Raw genomic sequence first — 22,265 nt, forward strand, 5'->3', positions numbered from 1 at the left:
AATTATGGATACCATGCTTTTTACGCCGATCGAGCTCGGTCCGGTGACGATTCCCAACCGCATTGCGGTTCCGCCGATGTGCATGTACAGCGCCAAGAGCGGCGTGGCGCAGCTTTTTCACAAGATGCACTACGGTCATCTGGCGGCGTCCGGTGCCGGCCTCGTCTGCATCGAAGCAATGGCCGTGACGCCCGAAGGGCGCATTACGGAATCCGACCTCGGCCTCTGGTCGGATGAGTGCGAGGCGGGCCTGAAGGAATTGGTCGACCTCATGCATGAAATCGAACCCGCCTGCCGCGTGATGGTGCAGCTCAATCACGCCGGAAGAAAGGCAAGCGTAACGAAGCCCTGGGACGGCGTGGCGAGGACGGTGGAGCCGATGGACGGCGGCTGGCCCGTGCGCGCCCCTTCGGCCATTCCCTTCAACGAGCGCTATACGAAGCCCCGCGTGCTTTCGTTTGAGGACTGCGCGCGGGTCGCGAATGCCTTCGGGGACGCCGCCAAGCGCGCGGAGCGCGCCGGCGTGGACGGGATTGAAATCCACATGGCCCACGGCTACCTCATTCACCAGTTCCTTTCGCCCCTCACCAATACCCGCATTGACGAATACGGCGGCGCGCTTGAGAACCGCATGCGCTTTGCCCGCGAAGTGATGAATTCCGTAAAGAGCAATGTGAGCGACAAGGTTGCCGTGGGGCTTCGCGTGTCGGCGACCGACTGGGTGCCCGACGGCTGGACGATCGACGACACGGTTGCGCTGGTGAAGCTCGCGAAAACGCAGGGTCTTCACTTTGTCGACGTTTCCACGGGCGGGAATATTGAAAATGCCCCCATTCCGGTGGGGCCGGGCTACCAGGTGCCCTTTGCGAGCCGCGTGAAGGCCGAGACCGGCATGCCGACCTTCGCGGTCGGCCTCATCCGCGACGCCTGGCAGGCCGAAACGCTCCTGCGCGAAGGCGCGGCCGACGTGATCGATATCGGACGCGCGATGCTCGACGACCCGCACTGGGGCTGGCACGCCGCGAGCGCGCTTCATGTGAAGGAGGTTCCCGAGCTCGTCGTGCCGCCGCAGTATCTGCGCGGACTCACGTACTGACGCTTCCGTGCCGGGAAAGCGCCCGCTATCCTGCGGGCGCTGCGGTAAAATTACTAATTCCTCCATGAAGAGCGTCTTTCAGGACGCACTTCTTTTCACGGGCGGATTCCCGGGTGCTTATTTCGGGAAGCCGCTCGAAGCTCTTTTTGACCGAGCGAACTCCCGGCCGTCCTGATTCACGGATGGTGCGGCTTCGCTTTCTGCCTTCCCTAAAGGAGACGCAAATGGCAGTTGACATCATCCCGACTTCTACCGACGGCACCGATCTGCGCATCGGCATTGTGGTTTCGCGCTTCAATGAGTATGCCGGCCGCGGTGAGTTCGAGGCCTGCATGGATGAGCTGCGCAAGCTCGGCGTGATGGACGAGGACGTGACGAAGGTTTCCGTTCCCGGCGCGCTTGAGATCCCGTTTGCGCTCATGAAGCTCGCGCAGACGGAAGAGTACGATGCGCTGATCGCGCTCGGCGCCGTCATTCGCGGCGAGACCTATCACTTCGAGCTCGTCTCGAACGAATCCGGTTCGGGCATCACCCGCATCGGCCTCGACTATGAAATTCCGATCGCCAACGGCGTGCTCACGACGGAAAACGACGAGCAGTGCCAGGAGCGCCTCGAAATGAAGGGCCGCGACTGCGCCCGCTGCGCCGTTGAAATGGCGAACCTCGCGAAGGAATTCGTTTCCGCCGAGGATTTCGACGACGAAGAAAACCGCGTTGAATAACTTCCGGGCGCGACAAAGCCCGATCTGCCTACGGACGCTTTGAAGCCGCGCTACAATGCGCGGCTTTTCCGCCCGGACGATCGCTATTCGAGGCGCGTCCGCCCCTAAGTTCTATTCCTCTCTTAGAGAAGCAAGGAAAACATGACAGAAGCGCACAAGCCCAGCCGCCAAGCCCATTCCCCGCGCCGTCTCGCGCGCGTTTTCGCGCTCCTCGGCGTCTATGAATGGATTGCGAACCCCGAGCTTTCTGCTGAGAAAATTGAGCAGGGTCTTCGCGCGCTCATTGAAGAAGAGGACGGCGGTCCTGTGGAAGATGCAGGCCTTACGGTTGAAGACTGGTCGCGTGCCGACCGCGAACTTCTCGCAACGCTGCTTTCCGGCGTCGTCTGCGAACATGCGGCGATCGAGGCCGCCTTCGCGCCCTTCGTCGACCGCGACCTGAAGCGCGTGTCGCTCGTCGAGCGTTCGATTCTTTTCTTGGGCACCTTTGAGCTTATGCGCGCGCCGGAAACGCCCTACCGCGTCGTTCTCAACGAGGCGATTGAACTCGCCAAGCGCTTTGGGAGCGGCTACCGCTTCACGAATGCCGTGCTCGAACGTGTTGCTGAGAAGGTTCGCGAAACGGAATTCAAGGCCGATCACGCGGAGAAGGCTCAGAAAGACGCAAAGTAATCGGAACCTTCGATTGGGGCGCGCGCGTCGCGCGCCGGCTGCCGATTCTCAGAGAGGTCGCTCGTCTTTGCGGGCGGCCTTTTTCCGTCATTTCGGACGGAAAGTCGGCTACGCTCATGAAAGTTGAATTTTTTGCATTGGCTTTCCTTTCAAGGAGGCAGTTCCAAAATGGCTGAAGCCGGTGAATTTCAAATCATTGAAAAATTCTTTACCTATCAGACGTTCGGCGCCTGGAAGAGTCAGGGCGTGGGCGATGACTGCGCGATCATCGATACGGGAGCGGGCCGCATTGCGGTCACCTGCGACATGATGGCGCTCGGCACCCATTTTCTGCCGGATGCGGATCCTGAAGATGTGGGCTACAAGGCCCTTGCCGTGAATCTTTCCGACCTCGCGGCGGCAGGCGCCGTCCCCCGGGCCTTCTTCCTCTCGATCGGTCTCCCTCGCCGCGACGACGGGTGGCTTGCCGACTTTTCGAGGGGCTTGATGAAGCTCGCGCGCGAGTCGGGATGCGCGCTTCTCGGGGGCGACACGACGAGAACGCCGGAGGTTGAGGGGCATCATGCCCCCGTGACCATCAGCATTACCGCGATGGGGGATCTTCCCGCCGGTATGGGACTCACACGAAAGGGCGCGAAGCCCGGCGACGACATCTGGGTTTCGGGGACCGTGGGCGACGCCTATGCGGCGCTCAAATGCCGCTGGGGCGCCTGGTCGGTGATGCCCGATCTCGAGCCCGCGCTTTTTGCCCGCATGGACAGACCCACGCCGAGAATTGCGCTCGGTCAGGCGCTTCTTGGCGCCGCATCAGCCGCTGCGGACATTTCCGACGGACTCCTTGCGGACCTCGGGCATATTCTTGAGCGAAGCGGCGTTTCGGCAGAAATCGAGTGGGAGAAGATCCCGACCTCGGTCGCGCTTCAGTCGATGACGCCCGCGAGGCAGCATGAGGCGGCGCTCGCGGGGGGCGACGATTACGAACTCATCTTCACGGCGCCCCCTTCGAGCGCCGAGCGGATTTACGAAGCGGGCCTTCTTTCCGGCACGCCCGTCACGCGCATCGGCCGCGTGATCGAGCGCACCTCGCGCGCCGTGACGGTGAGAACGCCCGACGGGCTTCCCGTACTCCTCGTGACGGAGGGGTTCGACCACTTTAGGAATGAGGAGTAACGCGTGAGCGCGAGAGGCAAGTACGATCCTGCCAACCCGGCCAATCGCCTGAGGCTTGATCCCAAATGGGCCTTCGGAACCTTTCCCGGGCTGATTTCCACCTTCTTCGGCGTCGGCCTTCTTCGGCCCGCGCCGGGAACCTGGGGGTCGCTTGCGGCCATGCTCGTTTTCGGACTCCTCTCGCCCTATGTCGGGCGGGAGGCCTGGTTCGTCCTCACGGCGCTTCTTTTCGTGCTCGGCGCCTGGGCCTGCGAGAGAGCGGGGCGCACGGTCGGCGTGATGGATCACGGCGGCTTCGTGATCGACGAGGTGGTCGCCGTCTGGGCGATCGCTCTCGCGCTTCCCTCGGGCTGGGGCTGGTGGTTCGCGGCCTTTGCCGTCTTCCGGCTTTTCGACATCGTGAAGATCTGGCCCGCGTCGTGGATCGATCATCGATTGAAGACCGGATTCGGCGTCATGCTTGACGACCTCTTTGCGGCGCTTTATGCGTGGGCGGCGATTGAGCTCGCCCTCGCGCTCTACTGGAGGATTTATGGATAATCAGGGAAAGCTTCGCAGTCAGGCGGAACTCGCCGCAGAGATCCTCGCCGCCCGGGCGAAGGAAAAGGGGCGCGTTGTCGCGACGGCGGAAAGCCTGACGGGCGGGCTCGTCTCAGAGCTCATCACGGGCGTAGCCGGCTCTTCCGCCTGGTTCGACCGCGGGTTCGTGACCTATCAGGCGGAAGCCAAGGTCGAAATGATCGACGTTCCCGCGGAAATGATCCGCACTGAGGGCGTGGTTTCCGAACCCGTTGCCGAAGCCATGGCGCGCGGTGCGCTCGCCTCGTCGAAGGCTGATCTTGCGGTGGCGCTCACCGGTGTGGCAGGCCCTTCGGGCGGCACGCCGGAAACGCCGGTCGGCACCGTATGCCTCGGCTGGGCCGAGCGCACCGATTCGGGGGCCATCGTGACTTCCGTGCGCACGATTCATGCGCCGGGCGACCGGCGCGCCGTGCGGCTCGCCGCCGCCATTACGGCGCTTCAGGGACTGATCGCCCTCATCGACGGGACCGATCCCATGCGGATGCCCTCGCAATACGATTAAAGTTCTCTGATTCTGCCAGAATTTTTCTTATCTCACTCTTTTCTATTTCCCCACGGAACCCCATATGTCGAGTTCGCTGGACATCCTGATCCTACTCATTCTGATTCTTCTCAACGGCGTCTTCGCAATGAGCGAAATTTCGCTCGTTACGAGCCGCCGCGCGCGGCTCGCGCGCATGGCCGAAGAAAAAGCAACGGGCGCCGCCCGTGCGCAGGAACTGAATGCCGATCCCACGCGCGCCTTGTCCACCATTCAGGTGGGCATCACCTCGATCGGCATCCTTTCGGGCATCGTGGGCGAATCCGCGCTCGCGCAGCCGATGGCCGCGGTGCTGATTTCCTTCGGCATGAGCCCGGAGAGCGCGAAAGCCATCGGGGTGGTGATCGTGGTGGTGCTCATCACGTATTTTTCCATTGTGCTCGGCGAACTCGTCCCGAAGCGCATCGGGCAGATGTCGCCCGAGCGGATTGCCTGCCGCATTGCGCCTCCCATTCATCTTCTCTCGGTGATCGCCGCTCCCTTCGTGAAGCTCCTGTCCTTCTCGACCAAGTGGCTTCTCGCACGCTTCGGCGTCAAGGACACGGGCACCTCGCAGGTGACCGAAGAGGAAATCCACGCCATGATTGAGGAAGGGAAGGAATCCGGCGTCATTGAAACCGTCGAGCGCGACATGGTGAGAAACGTCTTCAGGCTCGACGACCGCCAGGTTGCCTCGCTCATGACGCCTAGAGCCGACATCAGCTGGATCGATATTGATGATCCGGTCGAGGAGAACGTGGAAAAGATCCGCTCCTCGCGCCGTTCGCGGCTGCCCGTCTGCGAGGGCGGCCTCGAAAACGTGAAGGGCGTCTGCTCGACCCGGACGCTTCTTCAGCAGATCCTTGAAAACGGGAAGCCCGACTTCAAGAGCAATCTTTCGCCCGTCAACTACGTGCCTGAATCGCTCACCGGCATGGAGCTTCTTGAACACTTCAGAAAAACGGACGTTCCGCTTGCCCTCGTCGTTGACGAATACGGTGAAGTGATGGGGCTGGTCACGCCTCGCGACGTGCTCGAAGCCATTGCCGGCGAATTCAAGCCTGAACTTCCGGGCGACGGCTGGGCAAGCCGCCGCGAGGATGGCTCCTGGCTCCTCGACGGCATCATTCCGGTGCCGGAATTGAAGGACGTTCTTAATCTCAAGCGCGTCCCGGAAGAAGAGCACGGCCGCTACAGCACGCTCGCGGGCATGATGATGCTTCTCCTCGGAAGACTTCCGCGCGAGGGCGACGTCGCCGAATGGGGCGGCTGGAGGCTCGAAATTGTCGATATGGATGGTCGACGCGTCGATAAGGTGATCGCCTTCCCGGCGGGCGGACGCTCGCGTCCGGGCGCGGCCCGTCCGGGCGTTCCTGCCGGGACATCTGAAGTTGTCCCCAGTACGCCTCCCGAGGCTTCTCAAAAGGAAGTGGAAAAAGGCTGAAATCCCTGCGGCAGAGGGAATGTCGTTCTTTGCAGGGCTGTGGATAACCCTGTGGAAGAAAAGCGTGCGGCCTAAACCTTCCTGTGGATAAGTTGGTATCCTCTGCCGATAGGAAGAAAGAAGAGGGACGCGTCGGGCGTCCCTTCATTAAATGAAAAAGAGAAAAGAAGAATGACGACGACAAAGCGTATAGGTGTTGCCGCCGGCGTCCTGGTGCTGCTTGCCGGCAGCGTCTTCGGGCTCGTGCATTGGGAAGGCCGCATGTGGGATGCGCGGGTAGAGAAAATTGCCGCCAATCCCCCGCAGGGCCTCAAGGTGACCTATGAGGAAACGGGGCGCACCTGGAGAACGCGCGCCTTCCGGGTGCGCGTTGAAGCTCAGGGGCTTGCGGCTGCCTGGGAAGGGAGCGCCGAAATGGGGTGGGGCACGCGCACGGTGCTCTCCCTCAATCTCGAGGAAGGCTTCGGCAAATCCATCCGGGAGTCGGGCGTCTCAGGCTACCGCGATTCGATGGTGGTGGAAACGTCCGTAGCGGGCGCAATGAAGCCCGTTCTCTGGCGCCTTGACGCACTTGAATTCAAGGATCCGGCTTCGGGCGACGTCTGCACGACGGAGCCTCTTCTTCTCACGGCGCATGAGACCGACGGAAAGACGGCCGTCACAGGCTCGCTCGGAGGCTTTGCCTGCCGCTTCGGCGACGGCACTGCGGCGTCCATCAAGGATCTGGTGCTCAATTTCGCGGTGCATGAGGACCGCCCCATTGCAGATTTTTCGTTCTCAGGCGGGAAGTTTGATGCCGAGGAACTTCAGGGCGACGGTTTTTCCGTGAAGCTCACGTCGCGCCGGATGGAGGGTGCAGAGAAAGCCTCCCCCGCCGATGAAGCCCGATGGGAAGAGCGCATGGACGTTGAGGTGAAGAAGCCCCGCGTCGAGGGCGAGGCCGCCGATCGTGTGGGGTACACCGTGCGGCTCTCGGGCCTCACGGGCGCTTTTATTGACACGGTCACTCAAGCTTCAGAGGCCGCAGCGCTCGACCCGCTCGCCGGTTGGCGCGTGCTCGGGCTCTGGCGCGATGCCTTCATGAAGGGCGAAATTGCGGTGATGCTTGATGACGCCTTTTATGAGGCCAGGGGCAAGACCGCGCATCTTACGGGATCGCTTCGTTATGAGGCGTCGCCTCAGACGGGGATTCCGCAGTACGGTCTTTTCGAACTTCGGATTCCGGAGGCGCTCGTTCAGCCCGCCACCATTGCCGACGGCCTGGCGAGCGGAGAGCTGAAGCTCGTGAACGGCGAATACACGACGAAGATTGAAATCACCGCGGGCGGTATTTTCGCCAACGACCAGCCGCTCGCCGGTCCCGGGATCTATCAGCTCCTGAGGTGACATTTACTCAATGCCCGCAAATGATTGCCCGTTTCTCTCCGTGTGAGAGATTCGGGCAATTCTTTTCTGAGGCGCTGATATGCTTCGAGATGAAGGAATCCACTGGACTCTATGGAGAAACGCATCATGACGGCGCACCGGACGCAATCTATTCTCGAAGAGCTCGCACGAGAGGCAGCGGCAAGGCTGCCTCATCCGGGCGCACTCAAAATGCAGGTGAGCGGCATCAAAATCATCCGCCGCGAGGAATCGAACCGCCTGATCGACTGCGTTTCCTCCACCTCTGTGGGCTTCATCGTCCAGGGCCGCAAGGCTGCGCGCATGCTCGGCGCCAGCCTTGCCTACGGTGCGGGTTCGGCCATCGTGACGAGCGTGGAGCTCCCGGATTCCTTTGAAGCCATCGGCGCATCGAGAGAAACGCCCTTTTTCGGGATCGTGCTCGATCTCGAGGAGGATGTGATGACGACGGTGCTCGCGCGCCTGAGGGACCGCCCCGTGCCTGAATGCATGTTCGGCAGCGGCGGCATTCAGGGTTCGCGAGCGGCAGCTGTTTTCCCGGCGTCGGAGCAGATGCTCGATGCGCTCCTGAGGCTTCTGCGGCTTGCCGACGAAGGATCGGGGGCGGCCTTCATGGCGCCCCTCGTCAAGGAAGAGCTTTATTTTCGTCTGCTCATGAGCCCGGCAGCAGGGGCGTTCCGTGCGCTCTTCAGTTCGGGCACGCCCGAGAGCAGGATTCGCGATGCCGCCGCCTGGATGCGGGCCAACTACCGCAGGGACTTTGACGTTGCCGACACCGCTTCGCGCTTCGGCATGAGCGCGGCAACGTTCTACCGGTACTTCCGCGAAATCCTCGGCGCGAGCCCGCGGCAGTACGTGAAGACGCTCCGGCTTTACGAAGCCAAGCGCCTCATGATGGATGAAGGCATGGATGCGGCGGCGGCCGCCTTTGAAGTGGGCTACGAAAGCGCCGCCTATTTTTCGCGCGAATATAAGCGCGCCTTCGGTCTTCCTCCCAAGGCGCACGTCGAAGCCTGCCGCGCCCAGACTGCGGATGCGGCCTAAGGGCAAGGATGAGGCTGCCGAGTCCTTTCGGCACCGCCGAAACCCAAAAGAGCACGGGATCCCTTCGGGCAGGATCCCGTGCATTTTTTTGCGAATTAATCCTTCAGAACGTCGTTGACGACGGCAAGCGCATTCAAGGTCCTCGGGAAGCCGAGGAAGGGAAGACCCACTTCGAGCGCATCGATCAGGTTCTGCTTCACGGCGCCTACTGCGACGTTCCCGTTCACATGGGCGCGCACCTGCGCTTCGCAGCCGCCGAGCGCGACGATTGACGCGAAGGTAATGAGCTCGCGCTCGCGAAGGTTTAAGGCTTTACGCGTGTAGTAGTCGCCGAAGCACCAGCCGGTGAGGTCTCTCACCAGGAGCGCCTTCTGGCTTTCGGGCGCGGTCTCGTGCATGCGGCGGATGGCGTCGCCGAAGATGCCGCTCTGAACCCTGAAGCCTTCCGAAAAGCGCGTGTCGTTGGTGACGGTGCCCTCGCTCGGGAGCGGCAGCCTGACGCCCTTTTCGAGTAGCGCTTTGTTTGCGGACTTGAGAACCGAGGAAACGCGCGCGAAGCCCACGTAGGGCGTCGTCTGGTAAATGGCTTCCTTTACTTCAGCGGGCGCAAGGCCCCCTTCGAGCGCCGCCTTGACGGCCGACTCGACGTGTTCGGGGAGTCCGATGGCAGAAAGCGTGGCGAGCATCACCAGATGGCGTGATTTGAGCGGCAGCGACAAGCCTCTTTCCGAGAGGTTCGTCATGCGCGCGAGAACGGCGTCGGCATCGGGGTCGGGAGACGGATGGGTCTCTGCTCTCGCCGGTGCTCCGGCAGCAAATGCGCCCGCTGCAGCGGCGGCGCTTGAAAGAACCTTGCGGCGGGAAAGGATCGAATGCATGGTGTTTTCCTCAGAAATGAAAACGAAAAATACGCAAGCCTCTTGCCGGAAATGCATTTCCGGAGGTGCCGGCTTTTGATTGAAGTTTCGTCGCTGAGCGTCTTTCCCCGTTATCGAGGTTCTTCCAATTTCTTGCCCAAATGAATCGATCTGAAGGCGCGGGAATGGTTTGCGCCTCAACGTGCGCGAGAATAAGTCCCGGGAAACAGCGTGCGGAAAGTCGGCGGAAGCTGATGAATCCGCCAACAGGGAGCAGCCAGCCATGAAGATGAAGAAAATGCTCGCCGCAGCAGCGGCCGCAGGGATTGCAGCGATTTCGGGCGCCGCAGGCGCCGAAACCATTTCAATGACAATCGGCGCAAAAACCTTTGATGTGGAGATGAACGGCACGGAAGCGGCCGCAAACTTTGTGAAGCGCCTGCCGATCTCGCAGCCCTTTGAGGATTTCGGGAAGCTCGAGCGCATCACCTATCTCAAGCCCGCGCTCGATACGGGAAAGGACGCCCTGACGGCGTCGCCCAAACGCGGCGACCTCGCCTACTACATCCCGTGGGGAAACCTCTGCGTATTTCTCATCGGCGGCAATGCTCCGAGCGAGGATCTGGTGATCCTCGGCCATATGAGCGAGGAGGCGCTCACGGCGCTTGAAAAGAGCGGAAAGAACCGCGTGGAGCTGCGCGTCAAGGAATAAGAGGGAGCGGCCCCCAGGCTTCGGACCCATAAAAAAAGTCCCGGAACTTTTTGGAAAGCTCCGGGACTTCTATTTTCAGGCTCCGTTTCGGAACCCGCCTCATCGGCGCCGATCAGGCGCCGCGGGCTGCATTGATGGCGTCGCGGGTGGCTTCGGCAGCTTGTCTCGCCGCTTCCCGCCAGTCGGCGCCCTTGCTCGCGTAAAGAATGGCGCGGCCGGAATTGATGACCATACCGGCTCCGCGGGTATCCATGCCGGCCGTGACGGCAGCATGAATGTCGCCTCCCTGGGCGCCGACGCCCGGAACGAGGAGCGGAATATCCGGGGCGACGCGGCGTACGGCCGCGAGCTCGTCGGGGTAGGTGGCGCCGACCACGAGGCCGAGCTCGCCCGTGCGGTTCCACTTTTCAGCCGTGAGGCGCGCAACGCGCTCAAAAAGGCGTTCGCCGCCGACATCAAGCATCTGCAGTTCGTCGCCGCTCTTATTCGACGTGCGGCAGAGGAGGAAGATGCCCTTCTCTTCGTATTTGAGGTAGGGCGTAATCGTGTCCTCGCCCATGTAGGGCGAAAGCGTCACGCAGTCGGCCTTGAAGCGCTCGAAGGCTTCGCGGGCATAGTGTTCGCAGGTCGAGCCGATGTCGCCGCGCTTCGCGTCAAGAATCACCGGAATGCCGGGATGGTTGGCGTGGATGTATTCAATGATGCGCTTCAACGCATCCTCAGCGCCTTCGGAGGCAAAGTAGGCAATCTGAGGCTTGAAGGCGCAGACGAGATCGGCAGTTGCATCGACAATGCCGCAGCAGAAGTCGTAAATGGCGTTCGGAGAGTCCGCGAGCTCTTCGGGAAAGCGGCTCCTGTTGGGGTCGAGACCCACACAGAGAAGCGTATTCTGATTGCGCCAGCGCGCCTCAAGCATTTCAGTGAATTTCATGCAATTTGCCTTTTTTTGCTCTCTCAGGTCGCTCCGGCGGGGAAGCGGAGCCCTTATGTTCAGGCGGGTATTTTCGAGGCAGACGCTCCTTTGGTCAAGGCTCGAAATCCTTTAGTCCGCCCGGACGAAAAGCGCGCTTGGCCGGTAAGACTGATGTTCCTCAAGCCTCAATTGTCCGCAAAAGTATCCGCGGCCTTCGGAGAAGCCTCGCCCGCGCTAGGATGACTGAAGGATGAGAAAAAGGAACTCAGCCTCGGACCCGTTCCTTTTTCCTCAATCCTTTTAAGAGAGAAAAGGAGACATTATGAAGGCTCTTACCCGTCGATCCCTGATGCTCGCAGCCGGCATGCTCGCCTGCGCGGCACTTCCGACTGCCCGCGCCGCAGAGAAGCGTGAATGGCCGGCGCTGCCGGAAGTTCCTACGGATCTCAATGCCGAACGTCTTTTCGTTGAACTTGCTGAAAACGGTGAAGGCGTTCGCTTCGAAGGCCCCAAGGGGGCGCCCGTCGTCAATATGGTCTTTGACCCGCAGTGCCAGTGGTGCGTGTGGGAGTTTGAGCAGTTCCGTCCCTTCATGGATCGCGTCACCTTTGTGTGGCATCCCGTTGCCGTGCTCAACCCCTGGAGCGAACTTCAGGGCGCTGCAATTCTTGCCGCCAAGGATCCGAAAGCAGTCTTCATGGAACACGAAGCGCATTTCCGCGACAAGGCCTTTAAGGGGCTTGACGTAAGGAAGATGACGCTTCCCTTCGAAAAGCGCGAGAAGGTCTGGGACAACTCCAAGATCTTCCGCCGTGCGGGCGGCAATTCCGTTCCCTTCGGCGTGCTGAGGACGACGGACGGCCGCTATGTGCCGATTCCGCAGGTGACGGCGGCGGACTTTGCCCGCTTGTCCGGACTGAAGGCTTGAGGCAGTCTGAAGTCTGAAGGGAATCATCCCCAGCCAAAAAGAAAACCCGCGGCACTGCTGTCGCGGGTTTCTTTTTGGCTTTTTGAGCGGCGTCCGCTTCGCGGTCCGCCGCTCTGAGCCCTCATGAGGATTCAGGAAACGAGGCCCTGAATTACATCATGCCGGGCATGCCGCCCATTGCATCCATGCCGGCCGGAACGCCCTTCTCCTCAACGGGGAGGTCGGCAACCATGCAGTCGGTCGTGAGGATGAGGGAAGCAACGGAAGCAGCGTTCTGCAGAGCCGTGCGGGTAACCTTCGTCGGATCGAGGACGCCCATTTCGACGAGGTCGCCGTACTGAGCGGACTGAGCGTTGTAGCCGAAGTTGCCTTCGCCCTGAGCGACGGTGTTCACCACGACGCTCGGTTCATCGCCGGCGTTGGCGACGATCTGGCGAAGCGGCTCTTCCATGGCGCGCAGAACGATGCGGATGCCGGCGTTCTGTTCGTCGTTGTCGCCCTTCAGGTCCTTGATGGCGAGCTTGGCGCGGATGAGCGCAACGCCGCCGCCCGGGACGATGCCTTCCTCAACCGCAGCGCGGGTGGCGTGGAGGGCGTCTTCAACACGGGCCTTCTTTTCCTTCATTTCGACTTCCGTCGCGGCACCGACCTTGATCAGGGCAACGCCGCCGGCGAGCTTGGCAACGCGTTCCTGAAGCTTCTCGCGGTCGTAGTCGCTCGTGGCAACCTCGATCTGGGTGCGGATGTTCTTCACGCGGTTTTCAATCGCGGAAGCGTCGCCGGCGCCGTCGATGATCGTGGTGTTTTCCTTCGAGACTTCAACCTTCTTCGCGGAGCCGAGCTGAGCGAGCGTGGCCTTGTCGAGCGTGAGGCCGACCGTGCTCGAGATGACCGTGCCGCCCGTCAGGACAGCGATGTCTTCGAGCATGGCGGTGCGGCGGTCGCCGAAGCCAGGAGCCTTGACGGCGACAACCTTGAGGATGCCGCGGATCGAGTTCACAACGAGGGTGGCGAGCGCTTCGCCGTCGATGTCCTCAGCGATGATGAGGAGCGGACGAGCGGCCTTGGCAACCTGTTCGAGCACCGGGAGAAGTTCGCGGATGTTGCTGATCTTCTTGTCGTGGAGCAGGATGAAGGGGTTGTCAAGAACAGCCGACTGCTTTTCGGGCTGGTTGATGAAGTAGGGCGAGAGGTAGCCGCGGTCGAACTGCATGCCTTCGACGACTTCGAGTTCGTTCTTGAGGCTCTTGCCGTCTTCGACGGTGATCACGCCTTCCTTGCCGACCTTGTCCATGGCTTCGGAAATGATTTCGCCGATTTCATGGTCGGAGTTGGCCGAGATGGCGCCGACCTGGGCGATTTCCTTGTTGGTCGTGGTGGGCTTCGATATCTTCTTGAGCTCGGCGATCGCAGCGGCGACAGCCTTGTCGATGCCGCGCTTCAGATCCATCGGGTTCATGCCGGCGGCGACGAACTTCATGCCTTCGTCGACGATCGCCTGAGCAAGAACGGTGGCCGTGGTCGTGCCGTCGCCGGCGTTGTCGCTCGTCTTCGAGGCGACTTCGCGAACCATCGCGGCGCCCATGTTCTCGAACTTGTCCTTGAGTTCGATTTCCTTGGCGACCGAGACGCCGTCCTTCGTGACCGTCGGGCCGCCGAAGGAGCGCTCAAGGACGACGTTGCGGCCCTTCGGGCCGAGCGTCACCTTGACGGCGTTGGCGAGAACATTGATGCCGCGAACCATCTTCGAGCGGGCATCATCACCGAAAAGAACCTGCTTAGCAGCCATTTCTTTAATCCTTAAATTTGTACTTGAAAATCTGTCTGAGATTGTCCGCAGGGCGCTTATTCAAGAACGCCCATGATGTCTTCCTCGCGCATGACGAGGAGCTCTTCGCCGTCGACCTTCACGGTCTGGCCGGAGTACTTGCCGAAGAGGACGCGGTCGCCCACCTTCACATCCGGAGTGATGATGCGGCCGGCTTCGTCGCGCTTGCCGGGACCGACGGCGATCACTTCACCCTGATCGGGCTTCTCGCCGGCCGTGTCCGGAATGACGATGCCGAAGGCGGTCGTCGTTTCGGCCTCAAGGCGCTTGATGATGACGCGGTCATGCAAAGGACGAATCTGCATCTTGGAAATCTCCATTTAATGAATCTTGCCGGTCGTCTGCGGGGCAGCTTGAAACCCGCTGGCAGACGGCCGAAATGAAAAATTGCATTGCTGAGAAGCGAACGCCGCTCTAGGGGTTCGCTACCATTTATTCCCCATATGGGGATGGTCTCAAGGATTTCAAGAGGTCCCCGAGAAAAATTTTTGTTCAGGCTTCAGGAAATGCGGGAAGGCTCCATTTTTTCTCTAAAAATCATTGTTTGTTCATTCATGTTGTCGGCGCTTTCCGTGCCTGCTTTTTCTGAGTCCGGAAGCGGGACGCTCACGCCCGCCATGGCGGAGGCGGCCGCCGGAGCTTCTGCGCATGGCGGGGAGAAGGAAAATGATGCGGCAGCTCCGGAAGCGAACGATGAAGGTGCGGCTTCCCGGAATCGCGCGTCCGGGAGAGAGGGTCTGCCGACCCCCCGGGGATCCTTTACGCAGCTCCCGGAAAAGCTCGCTCTAGCCGCAAAGCGCCTCAGGGTCAATCCGGCAGGCATAACGATTTCCGTGGTGCCGGTGGAGAATCCTGGGAAGCCGCTCCTCAGCTGGCGTGCTGACGCGATGGAGCCTCCTGCATCCGCGGCGAAGCTCGTGACGACACTTGCCGCGCTCGAGGTGCTGGGGTCGAGCTACCGCTGGCGCACGAACTTCTACGTGAAGGAGATGCCCGATAAAAAGGGAGTGCTCAAAGGCGGCCTTTACATCCGCGGCGGCGGCGACCCGGCGCTGGTGCTTGAGGACTTTGCGCTTGAAGTCGATCGGCTCGCGCAGAAAGGCGTCCGGCGCATCGACGGCAACATCGTCATCGACCGCTCGCACTTCAATATTCCGAAGGTGGACCCGGGAGCCTTCGACGGCAGGCGTTCGCGTCCCTACAACCTGCAGCCTGATGCGGCGCTTCTCAACTACCGCAATCTGAGCTTTGAAATTACGCCTGACGTAAAGGCGGGCGTTGCGCGCCTGGTCGTCTTTCCGCCGCTCGCCGGCGTTTCCTATCCGAAGACCATTCGGCTCGGGAAAGGCGGCTGCGGCGACTGGAAGTCGGCCATCGCCTTTAAGGTGAATGATCTTGGGAAGGGAAAAAAGCGCGTTCTCTTCAACGGCCGCTATCCGTCCGCCTGCGGCGTGAAGACCTTCAATGTGATTGCTTTTGAAGCGGACGAATACTTTGAGCGGCTTTTCCGTGCGCTTTGGGAAAAGGACGGCAGAACCTGGCGGGGGAAGGTTGTGTCGGGAAAAGTCCCGGAGGACGGAAAGCTCTTTCTCTCGCGCCTTTCGCCCACGCTCGGCGAAATTACGGCGCTCACCAACAAATGGTCCAATAACCCCATGGCGCGTCATATTTTCCTCACGCTGGGTGCTGCGCGCGTGAACGAGGAGCTTGAGGAGAAGGCGTCTGAGGAAAAAGCGGCGCCGAAGGCCGCGGGTGCCTCAAAAGCCGAGGGGAAGTCCCAGGAAGAGAAGCGGCTTGAATTCCCGCGCGGCGCAACGCTCGCGGATGCGCGCGCAGCGCTTGCCGACTGGATGGCAGGCCGCGGAATTCCGGCTTCGGAGATCATCATTGACAATGGCTCCGGCCTCTCGCGAACGAGCCGCGTGTCGGCGCGGGCAATGACAGCGCTCCTCGCTGCCGGCTGGAACGGTCCCTACATGCCTGAATATCTCGCCTCGCTTCCCATTACGGGCAGAGACGGCACGATGGTGCGCCGCAAGGTGGCGCTCGAAGAAGGCCGCATCAAGACGGGGTACCTCGAAGACGTCCGCAGCATCGGGGGCTATGTGCATGCGCTTGACGGCAAACGCTATGCGGTTTACGCAAGCGTGACGGGCGCGAAGAATGTCCCGGGCGGCATCAAGTTTCTCGATGCCGTGATCGACTGGGTTTACGCCGCAGAGTAAAGGAAGTCATGAAAAACGCCATCGCGGCCGGAAGAAAACTCTTACCGCTGCAATGGCGTTGCCGAAGGAGGAATCATGCGCCGCATGATTCCTCAGGGATGAGTTTTCTGAAACTATTTCCCCTCAAGGGCCTCGAGCACGATGCCGGGCGTGAGAAGCTCGGGGAGCACCTTCACCTCGCCGTTCGGGCGGTAGATGAGATAAAGCGGAACGCCGCTTCTGCCGAATTTTGAGAGCACCGCAGCAATTTCAGCGTTGCGGTTCGTCCAGTCGCCCTCGAGCTTCACGTAGCCGAGCGCATTCATGCGATCGAGCACTTCCTCGCGGTCGAGCGCTGCGAGCTTGTTGGCCTGGCAGGTGATGCACCAGGCGGCGGTGAAGTCCACAAAGACGGGGCGGCCTTCGGCAAGCGCGGCTTCAACCGCTTTTTCGCTCCACGGAGCCCAGCCGGAGTCTGCGCGGGATTCTGCCGTCGTCCGCTCGAAGAGGGAGCTGCCGGCGATGGCGGCAGAGGCCACCGCAATGACGAGCATGATGCCCATGATGGGCGTTGAGGAAGCGCGGCCCCACTGACGACGGCCGAGAAGCCAGCAGAAGACGCCGAGCGCGCCCATGCCGCAGAGAATCAGCAGCACGCCGCGGTAGTCCGTCTGGTGCGAAAGCACCCAGCAGAGCCAGAGGACGGCGAGCGCCATCGGAATCGCCATGATCCGGCGGAAGGTGTCCATCCAGGGACCGGGCTTCGGGAGCCGTTTGGCCCACGCGGGGAAGAGGCAGAGGATGAGCCAGGGCGCGGCCATGCCGAAGCCGAGCGCGAGGAAGATGAGAAGCGCCTCAATGGCGGGCTGCGTCAGGGCGTAGCCGAGCGCGGCGCCCATGAAGGGCGCGGTGCAGGGGCTCGCGACGAGAACGGCAAGGACGCCCGTAAGGAAGGACGCCGTAAGACCCGTTTTAGGCGCTTTCCTCACGCTTTCGGCGTCGGCAATCCGGCTTCCGAAAGTGAATTCATAGAAGCCGAGGAGATTAAAGGTAATCGCGGTGAAGAGCAGAATGAGTCCGGCCACCACCCAGGCGGACTGAAGCTGAAAGCCCCAGCCGAGGGCGTGTCCCGCGCCTCTCAGCGCCAGAAGAAGGCCTGAGAGCGCGAGCATCGTCGCGAGTACGCCGCCCGTGAAGGCTGCGCCGTGCCCCATCAGGTTCGCGGACGACTTTGCTCCCTTCACGAGGTCGAGGAGCTTCAGCGAAAGCACCGGGAAGACGCAGGGCATCAGGTTGAGGATGAGGCCGCCGAGGAACGCAGAAAGAAGCGCCGACCAGGCCGTAAAGGAAAGCGATGAACCGGCGTTCTGATTCGCTTCTCCCGCATTGCCCGCGGCAGAAATCGTGCGCACGTCTGCGGGCGGGAGCGGCACGGCTTCCGCCTTGAGGGGAATGCGCGTTTCAACTGCCCAGCCGCCATTCTGAGGGCCGCCGTCCGCGACGAGAACGCCCGAGATGGCTTCGGCGGGCTTGCCGGCAAATTTATCCGTTGCCGTGAGCCAGAGGCGCTGCGTGCCGTTTTCGCCGGGGGCGGATTCGGGCGGGTCGGAGAGCTTCACCACGTTCTTGTCGAGCGGGAAGAAGTCGAGGCTCTTCTGAACGGCAGCGTTCCCCGCTACCGAAATCATGAGGCGGTTCGCTTCAATGGAGGCCGTGACGCTGCCGTCGTTGGCGACGGTCTCGGGCACCTTTGAGAGGGCTCCCGCAATGTCTGCCGCTTCAGGCGTGTCTTTTCCCGAGACGTCAATGGGGAGGCGGAGCGAAACGTCCGCCGACTCCGGAACGCACATTTCGCGGCAGGCGAGATATTCGACGTGAAGCTTTAGGGTGGCGTTCCCGTAAGCGCCGCGGGGCACCTCAACGCGGAAGGGAAAGAGGGTCGTTCCGCCGTAGCCGAAGCTCGTGAGGCCCGAGGTAATGGTGCGCGCAGGGAGCGGAAAGAGCGGATCCGTTGCCTTGAGATCCCCGGGCAGCGTAAAGGTGAATTCGGGCGGCAGCCCGGCATCCCCCGGCATCCGCCAGTAGGTGTGCCAGCCTTCCTCATGCGTGAAGCGGACCGCCAGCTGATTGACGGCCTGGGGCGTCAGCGCCGTTTTGGCGGAGACAAGGTCCACCATGACGTGAGGCGTCTGCTTCCCGCTCCCTTTGGCGGCATCAATGGCATTGATCCAGCCGTCGGAAGCGGCGGCGTGGGCGCTCAAACCCGCGGCGCAGACGAGACCTGCGGCGATTGTCTTGATGGCCCGCTTGAGGATGGTGGCAGGATGAAGCATGGCGTTTCGTCGGGGAATTAAATACGGGAACGGCGCGTTCTCTCAAAGCTCCCGAATGCGGGCGGAGGAACGCGCCGGATGAAAGGGTTTGGAGGCCGGGTTAAAGCCCGGCCGCGGGAACCCTTAAAGATTACTTCGCCATGGAGGCGAAGACCTCCCGGGCAGCGGCGATGGTCGAATCGATCACTTCGTCGGTGTGCGCGATCGACACAAAGCCCGCTTCGAAGGTCGACGGCGCAAAGTAGCAGCCGCGATCGAGCATGCCGTGGAAGAACGTGTTGAAGGCGTGCTGATCGGCCTTCATCACGTCGGCAAATCCATGCGGACGCTCGGGGAGGAAGTAGATGCCGAACATGCCGCCCACGGAGTCCGCCGAGAACGGAACGCCCGCATCCTTCGCCGCGGCGGCGAGGCCCTTCACGAGGCGCGAGGTCTGGGCGCCGAGGCGATCGTAGAAGCCCGGAGCCTGAATCTTCTTCAGGGTCGCCATGCCGCAGGCAACGGCGACGGGGTTGCCCGAGAGCGTGCCCGCCTGATAGACCGGGCCGCAGGGGGCGATCTTCTGCATGATGTCGGCGCGTCCGCCGAAGGCGGCGACCGGCATGCCGCCGCCGATCACCTTGCCGAGCATGGTGATGTCGGGGGTGACGTTGAAGAGCGACTGCGCGCCCTTCAGGGCAACGCGGAAGCCCGTCATCACTTCGTCGACGATGAGGAGCGCCCCGTGTTCGGTGCAGAGGCGGCGCATCGTGTCGATGAATTCCTGGCTGCCGCGCACGAGATTCATGTTGCCGGCAAAGGCTTCCACGATCACGCAGGCGATTTCGTCGCCGTACTTGCGGAAGGCGTCCTCGAGCTGCTCGGGATTGTTGTATTCGAGCACAAGCGTGTGTTCGGTGACGGAGGCCGGAACGCCCGCGGACGAGGGATTGCCGAAGGTGAGGAGCCCGGAGCCCGCCTTCACGAGAAGCGCATCGGAGTGGCCGTGGTAGCAGCCCTCGAACTTGATGATGCGGTTGCGGCCCGTGAAGCCGCGTGCAAGACGAATGGCGGACATGCCCGCTTCCGTGCCGGAGCTCACGAGGCGCACTTCTTCCATTGAGGGAATGAGGCGCGTGATCTCTTCGGCGATTTCAACCTCGGCGCGCGTGGCGGCGCCGAAGGAAAGACCGCGGTCGACCGCGGCATGGACGGCTTCAACGACATCCGGATCGTTGTGGCCGAGAATCATCGGGCCCCAGGAGCACACATAGTCGGTAAAGCGCTTTTCTTCAACGTCCCACATGTAGGGGCCCTTGGCGCGCTCGATGAAGCGCGGGGCGCCGCCCACTGAACGGAAGGCGCGGACGGGCGAGTTGACGCCGCCGGGGATGACTTTCTGTGCGCGCTCGAGGAGCGCCTGATTGCGGTCCATGGAAATTAACTCCGGAAAAAAGGATTCCGGCGGCGAAAGACAAGCGCCGCCGGCAAAGCAGGTGTTCTTTTGGTCCGCATTCTACGAGCGGACTCTTTCTTTGTTATTAACGGAGAGCGGGGGGAAGCGTTTCAGAACGCGAGACCCGCGCCGATGGTGAAGCTCGTCGGCATCGAGCGTACGGTGTAGCCGTCGCCCCGGTCCTCCAGCACGCCTTTGAAGCGCGCGAAATTCGTATCCATCGAACCCGTGATGAAGAAGTTTTCCGCCGCGGCCCAGGTGAAGCCGAGCGTGAGCGCCGGGTGGAGGCTCCAGTCCGAAGCGTAGCGGGTTTCGCCCTTCGAATAGCCGAAGCCCGCGCCCGCGAAGAGCCGGAAGGTCTTCGTCCAATCCATGTTGTAGGCAAGGGTCAGGGTGTAGGACTCAATCCGGAGGTCGTTTTTCCCCGGGCCGTCGGCACGGGTGACTTCATGCGAGGAGCGCGAATACTTGAGGTCCGTCTGCCAGCTGCGGCCCGAATAGCGTCTCAGGCCGGCATTCCAGACCGTGTCGCTCGCCACGCGGCTCGGCGAATACTTCTCGCCGTTGTCGGTGTACTGCCACCCCCAGCTGCCGTAGAGGAGATTCGGCGTCTTCACCCACGGGCTTTCGGGCGAAAGCGGCATTTTGCGGCCCTTCGCGTCGTCGAGCGTGATGGTGGAGAAGAAAAAGAAGACGTTCGTGACGGGGATCCAGGTGCCGTAGAACGAGACCGTGTCGGTTCCCACCTTGGCAAGCGGAAGCGGGAGCGGCACGGGCGCCCACATGTAGTCTCCCCTCATCGTGAGGCCGGCGAGGTACCCCGCGCCCACGTGGAATCCGGAATTGCCGAGCGGCCAGCGGGCAACCCACGTATAGCCCGCCATGGGTTCCGGACGGTAATTGGAATCGACGAAGGTGATGAGGTAGAGCATGCGTTCGTTGCCCTTTTCGTCGATGATGCCGCGCGCGAGCCCCATGCCCATCGGCCAGCCGTTTTCTTCGGAACGCTGAGGCCAGTCCCATCTCGGGTGGTTCGTGTAGGTGGGGAGAATCCAGACGGAATTCCCGTCGCTCATGATTTTTTCTGCGCCCGCCCGGGTGTCGCTCCAGAAGGATGCCCAGTCGCCCGGGCGGTCGTCGGAGCTCCTTGCAAGGCCCGCGGGAGTCGTGTCGATAAGAGAGGACCAGAAGCCCGCATGCGCGGGGAGTGCAGCGGCAAAAGCGAGCGAAGCGAGCGCGATGCGCAGTGAAGAGCGTCTCAGCATGGCCGAAAAAAAAGAGTGAAAACAGGAAAAGCAAAAAGGTCCTCATTTTGGCACAAGGCATTTGCCTGCGCACTTGCCTTGGCGGCACGAGATCGTTAAAGTAGCGCTCCTGCAGCAGCTCCCCAAAAAACGGGAGTTCCCCGGGCGGTCGTCGGCGGCATTCATGCCGCGGGAGGAAAGTCCGGACTCCAGAGGGCGCCGTAGGAGGTAACACCTCTCCGCCGCAAGGCGCGGATCAGAGCAACAGAGACGAGCCGGCTTCGGGCCGGGTGAAACGGGCAATCTCTACGGGGAGCAACATCAAATAGGCAGCCGATGGACCGGCCCGGTCCGGCTGCGGGTAGATGGCTTGAGGCGGCGCGCGAGCGTCGTCCTAGACGAATGGCCGCCGGCAGGGCTTTCGGGCCTTTGCCGACAGAATCCGGCTTACACGGGAGCTTCCCGGGAGCTGCTGCTCATATTCTTTTCCGATGACTGTCAAAGGCCGCTCGAGGGATGACGCTTCTCCCGGGGCGGCTTTTTTGTTCCCCGCGCCTTTTTTGCCCGGCGCTTTTCTCCGATCAAACTTCTATACATATCAACGGCGAAATCTCGCTCCGTTCTCCGCAGGGTGTGGGAAAATGTGGGATTAAGTGGAGGTGTCTCTTAGCGGAAGGCCTTCCCGTCAACAGGCTTTTATCGGAAATCACAGGTGTTTCAGGGAACTTCGCTCGTTACGCTCGACAGCAAGGGAAGACTCGCGCTTCCTAAGCGCGTTCGGGCTGAGCTTGAAGCGAAGGGCGGCGAAATCGTCGTTGCCCGTCATCCCGACGGATGCCTTCTGCTTTATCCGGCTGAAGCCTGGGCGCCGCGGCGCGAGAAGCTTCTTTCGCTCCCCTGGAGCGCGAGAGGGTTCGTGCGCCTTGTGCTCGGGAGCGCGCTTGAGCTTAAGCCCGATGCCGCCGGCCGCATTCTCATTCCGATAGATCTGAGGGAGCTCGTCGGTCTGGAGCGCGAATGCGCGCTCGTGGGCCTCGGCGAACATCTCGAGCTCTGGGATCGGGCTGCGCTCAGGGCGAATGAGGAAGCGTCGCTTGCCGACGGCATTGATGCGGCCGGATTCAATTTCTAAAGCGCTTCGGGGGCACCCCTTGACT

At 61.7% G+C, this 22,265-nt stretch carries 20 protein-coding genes and 1 other RNA gene; 14 read left to right on the forward strand and 7 right to left on the reverse strand.

The annotated features are described in order from the left end of the window. Positions 1-4: 4 nt before the first annotated feature. The 9 genes from FG381_RS08925 to FG381_RS08965 all read left to right on the forward strand — a co-directional run bounded on the left by FG381_RS08925 (position 5) and on the right by FG381_RS08965 (position 8,654). Positions 5-1,096, forward strand: coding sequence for an NADH:flavin oxidoreductase/NADH oxidase (locus tag FG381_RS08925; protein ID WP_139688479.1), 1,092 nt, complete (start codon positions 5-7; stop codon positions 1,094-1,096). Between the two features lie 224 nt (positions 1,097-1,320). Beyond that, positions 1,321-1,818 (forward strand): 6,7-dimethyl-8-ribityllumazine synthase, encoded by a 498-nt coding sequence (ribH, locus tag FG381_RS08930; RefSeq protein WP_139688480.1) that lies wholly within the window; start codon positions 1,321-1,323, stop codon positions 1,816-1,818. A 141-nt stretch (positions 1,819-1,959) separates the two neighbouring features. Next, the gene (nusB, locus tag FG381_RS08935) at positions 1,960-2,490 is read left to right on the forward strand and encodes a transcription antitermination factor NusB (protein WP_139688481.1); all 531 of its coding nucleotides are present in this window, start codon (positions 1,960-1,962) and stop codon (positions 2,488-2,490) included. 168 nt (positions 2,491-2,658) lie between these two features. Then, positions 2,659-3,660: a thiamine-phosphate kinase gene (gene thiL, locus FG381_RS08940; RefSeq protein ID WP_139688482.1), complete on the forward strand. Its 1,002-nt coding sequence runs from the start codon at positions 2,659-2,661 to the stop codon at positions 3,658-3,660. A gap of 3 nt (positions 3,661-3,663) precedes the next feature. Then, a complete protein-coding gene (locus FG381_RS08945; protein ID WP_226960259.1) occupies positions 3,664-4,200 on the forward strand; it encodes a phosphatidylglycerophosphatase A family protein in 537 nt (178 codons plus the stop codon). Beyond that, a complete protein-coding gene (locus tag FG381_RS08950) occupies positions 4,193-4,744 on the forward strand; it encodes a CinA family protein (protein ID WP_139688483.1) in 552 nt (183 codons plus the stop codon). The genes FG381_RS08945 and FG381_RS08950 overlap by 8 nt, the downstream gene beginning before the upstream one ends. A gap of 64 nt (positions 4,745-4,808) precedes the next feature. Next, positions 4,809-6,206, forward strand: coding sequence for a hemolysin family protein (locus FG381_RS08955; RefSeq protein ID WP_139688484.1), 1,398 nt, complete (start codon positions 4,809-4,811; stop codon positions 6,204-6,206). Positions 6,207-6,377: 171 nt separating this feature from the next. Further along, positions 6,378-7,592 (forward strand): hypothetical protein, encoded by a 1,215-nt coding sequence (locus tag FG381_RS08960; RefSeq protein ID WP_139688485.1) that lies wholly within the window; start codon positions 6,378-6,380, stop codon positions 7,590-7,592. Positions 7,593-7,703: 111 nt separating this feature from the next. Beyond that, positions 7,704-8,654 carry an AraC family transcriptional regulator gene (locus FG381_RS08965; protein WP_139688486.1) on the forward strand — a complete coding sequence of 317 codons (951 nt, stop codon included), beginning with the start codon at positions 7,704-7,706 and terminating at the stop codon, positions 8,652-8,654. Between the two features lie 95 nt (positions 8,655-8,749). Here FG381_RS08965 and FG381_RS08970 read toward each other — a convergent pair whose 3' ends face one another. Continuing rightward, complete coding sequence (locus tag FG381_RS08970; protein WP_139688487.1) at positions 8,750-9,532, reverse strand: carboxymuconolactone decarboxylase family protein; 783 nt, start codon at positions 9,530-9,532, stop codon at positions 8,750-8,752. A gap of 262 nt (positions 9,533-9,794) precedes the next feature. On the opposite strand from FG381_RS08970, the gene FG381_RS08975 reads away from it, so the two are divergent. After that, positions 9,795-10,223, forward strand: a complete 429-nt coding sequence (locus tag FG381_RS08975) for a cyclophilin-like fold protein (protein ID WP_139688488.1) — start codon at positions 9,795-9,797, stop codon at positions 10,221-10,223. A 112-nt stretch (positions 10,224-10,335) separates the two neighbouring features. On the opposite strand, the gene pyrF is transcribed toward FG381_RS08975, so the two are convergent. After that, positions 10,336-11,154, reverse strand: a complete 819-nt coding sequence (gene pyrF / locus FG381_RS08980) for an orotidine-5'-phosphate decarboxylase (RefSeq protein WP_139688489.1) — start codon at positions 11,152-11,154, stop codon at positions 10,336-10,338. A 304-nt stretch (positions 11,155-11,458) separates the two neighbouring features. Between pyrF and FG381_RS08985 the strand changes: the two genes are divergently transcribed. Further along, positions 11,459-12,064 carry a hypothetical protein gene (locus FG381_RS08985; protein ID WP_165697859.1) on the forward strand — a complete coding sequence of 202 codons (606 nt, stop codon included), beginning with the start codon at positions 11,459-11,461 and terminating at the stop codon, positions 12,062-12,064. Positions 12,065-12,215: 151 nt separating this feature from the next. Here FG381_RS08985 and groL read toward each other — a convergent pair whose 3' ends face one another. Continuing rightward, on the reverse strand, positions 12,216-13,853 hold the full coding sequence (groL, locus tag FG381_RS08990; protein ID WP_139688490.1) for a chaperonin GroEL: 1,638 nt from the start codon (positions 13,851-13,853) through the stop codon (positions 12,216-12,218). Between the two features lie 56 nt (positions 13,854-13,909). Beyond that, positions 13,910-14,197, reverse strand: coding sequence for a co-chaperone GroES (locus FG381_RS08995; RefSeq protein ID WP_139688491.1), 288 nt, complete (start codon positions 14,195-14,197; stop codon positions 13,910-13,912). 267 nt (positions 14,198-14,464) lie between these two features. On the opposite strand from FG381_RS08995, the gene FG381_RS09000 reads away from it, so the two are divergent. Next, the gene (locus FG381_RS09000) at positions 14,465-16,117 is read left to right on the forward strand and encodes a D-alanyl-D-alanine carboxypeptidase/D-alanyl-D-alanine-endopeptidase (RefSeq protein WP_226960258.1); all 1,653 of its coding nucleotides are present in this window, start codon (positions 14,465-14,467) and stop codon (positions 16,115-16,117) included. Between the two features lie 113 nt (positions 16,118-16,230). Here the strand turns inward: FG381_RS09000 and FG381_RS09005 are convergent, their stop codons facing one another. The 3 genes from FG381_RS09005 to FG381_RS09015 all read right to left on the reverse strand — a co-directional run bounded on the left by FG381_RS09005 (position 16,231) and on the right by FG381_RS09015 (position 21,129). Further along, positions 16,231-18,429, reverse strand: a complete 2,199-nt coding sequence (locus FG381_RS09005) for a protein-disulfide reductase DsbD family protein (RefSeq protein WP_139688493.1) — start codon at positions 18,427-18,429, stop codon at positions 16,231-16,233. 130 nt (positions 18,430-18,559) lie between these two features. Next, positions 18,560-19,843 (reverse strand): glutamate-1-semialdehyde 2,1-aminomutase, encoded by a 1,284-nt coding sequence (gene hemL, locus FG381_RS09010; RefSeq protein WP_139688494.1) that lies wholly within the window; start codon positions 19,841-19,843, stop codon positions 18,560-18,562. 131 nt (positions 19,844-19,974) lie between these two features. After that, positions 19,975-21,129: an outer membrane beta-barrel protein gene (locus FG381_RS09015; RefSeq protein ID WP_139688495.1), complete on the reverse strand. Its 1,155-nt coding sequence runs from the start codon at positions 21,127-21,129 to the stop codon at positions 19,975-19,977. A 132-nt stretch (positions 21,130-21,261) separates the two neighbouring features. On the opposite strand from FG381_RS09015, the gene rnpB reads away from it, so the two are divergent. Together rnpB and mraZ are read left to right on the forward strand one after the other, a co-directional pair. After that, an RNA gene (gene rnpB / locus FG381_RS09020) (RNase P RNA component class A) lies at positions 21,262-21,574 on the forward strand. Between the two features lie 246 nt (positions 21,575-21,820). Beyond that, complete coding sequence (gene mraZ / locus FG381_RS09025; protein WP_139688496.1) at positions 21,821-22,240, forward strand: division/cell wall cluster transcriptional repressor MraZ; 420 nt, start codon at positions 21,821-21,823, stop codon at positions 22,238-22,240. Positions 22,241-22,265 lie beyond the last annotated feature (25 nt).

The organism is Sutterella faecalis (assembly GCF_006337085.1).
Lineage (GTDB): Bacteria > Pseudomonadota > Gammaproteobacteria > Burkholderiales > Burkholderiaceae_F > Sutterella > Sutterella faecalis.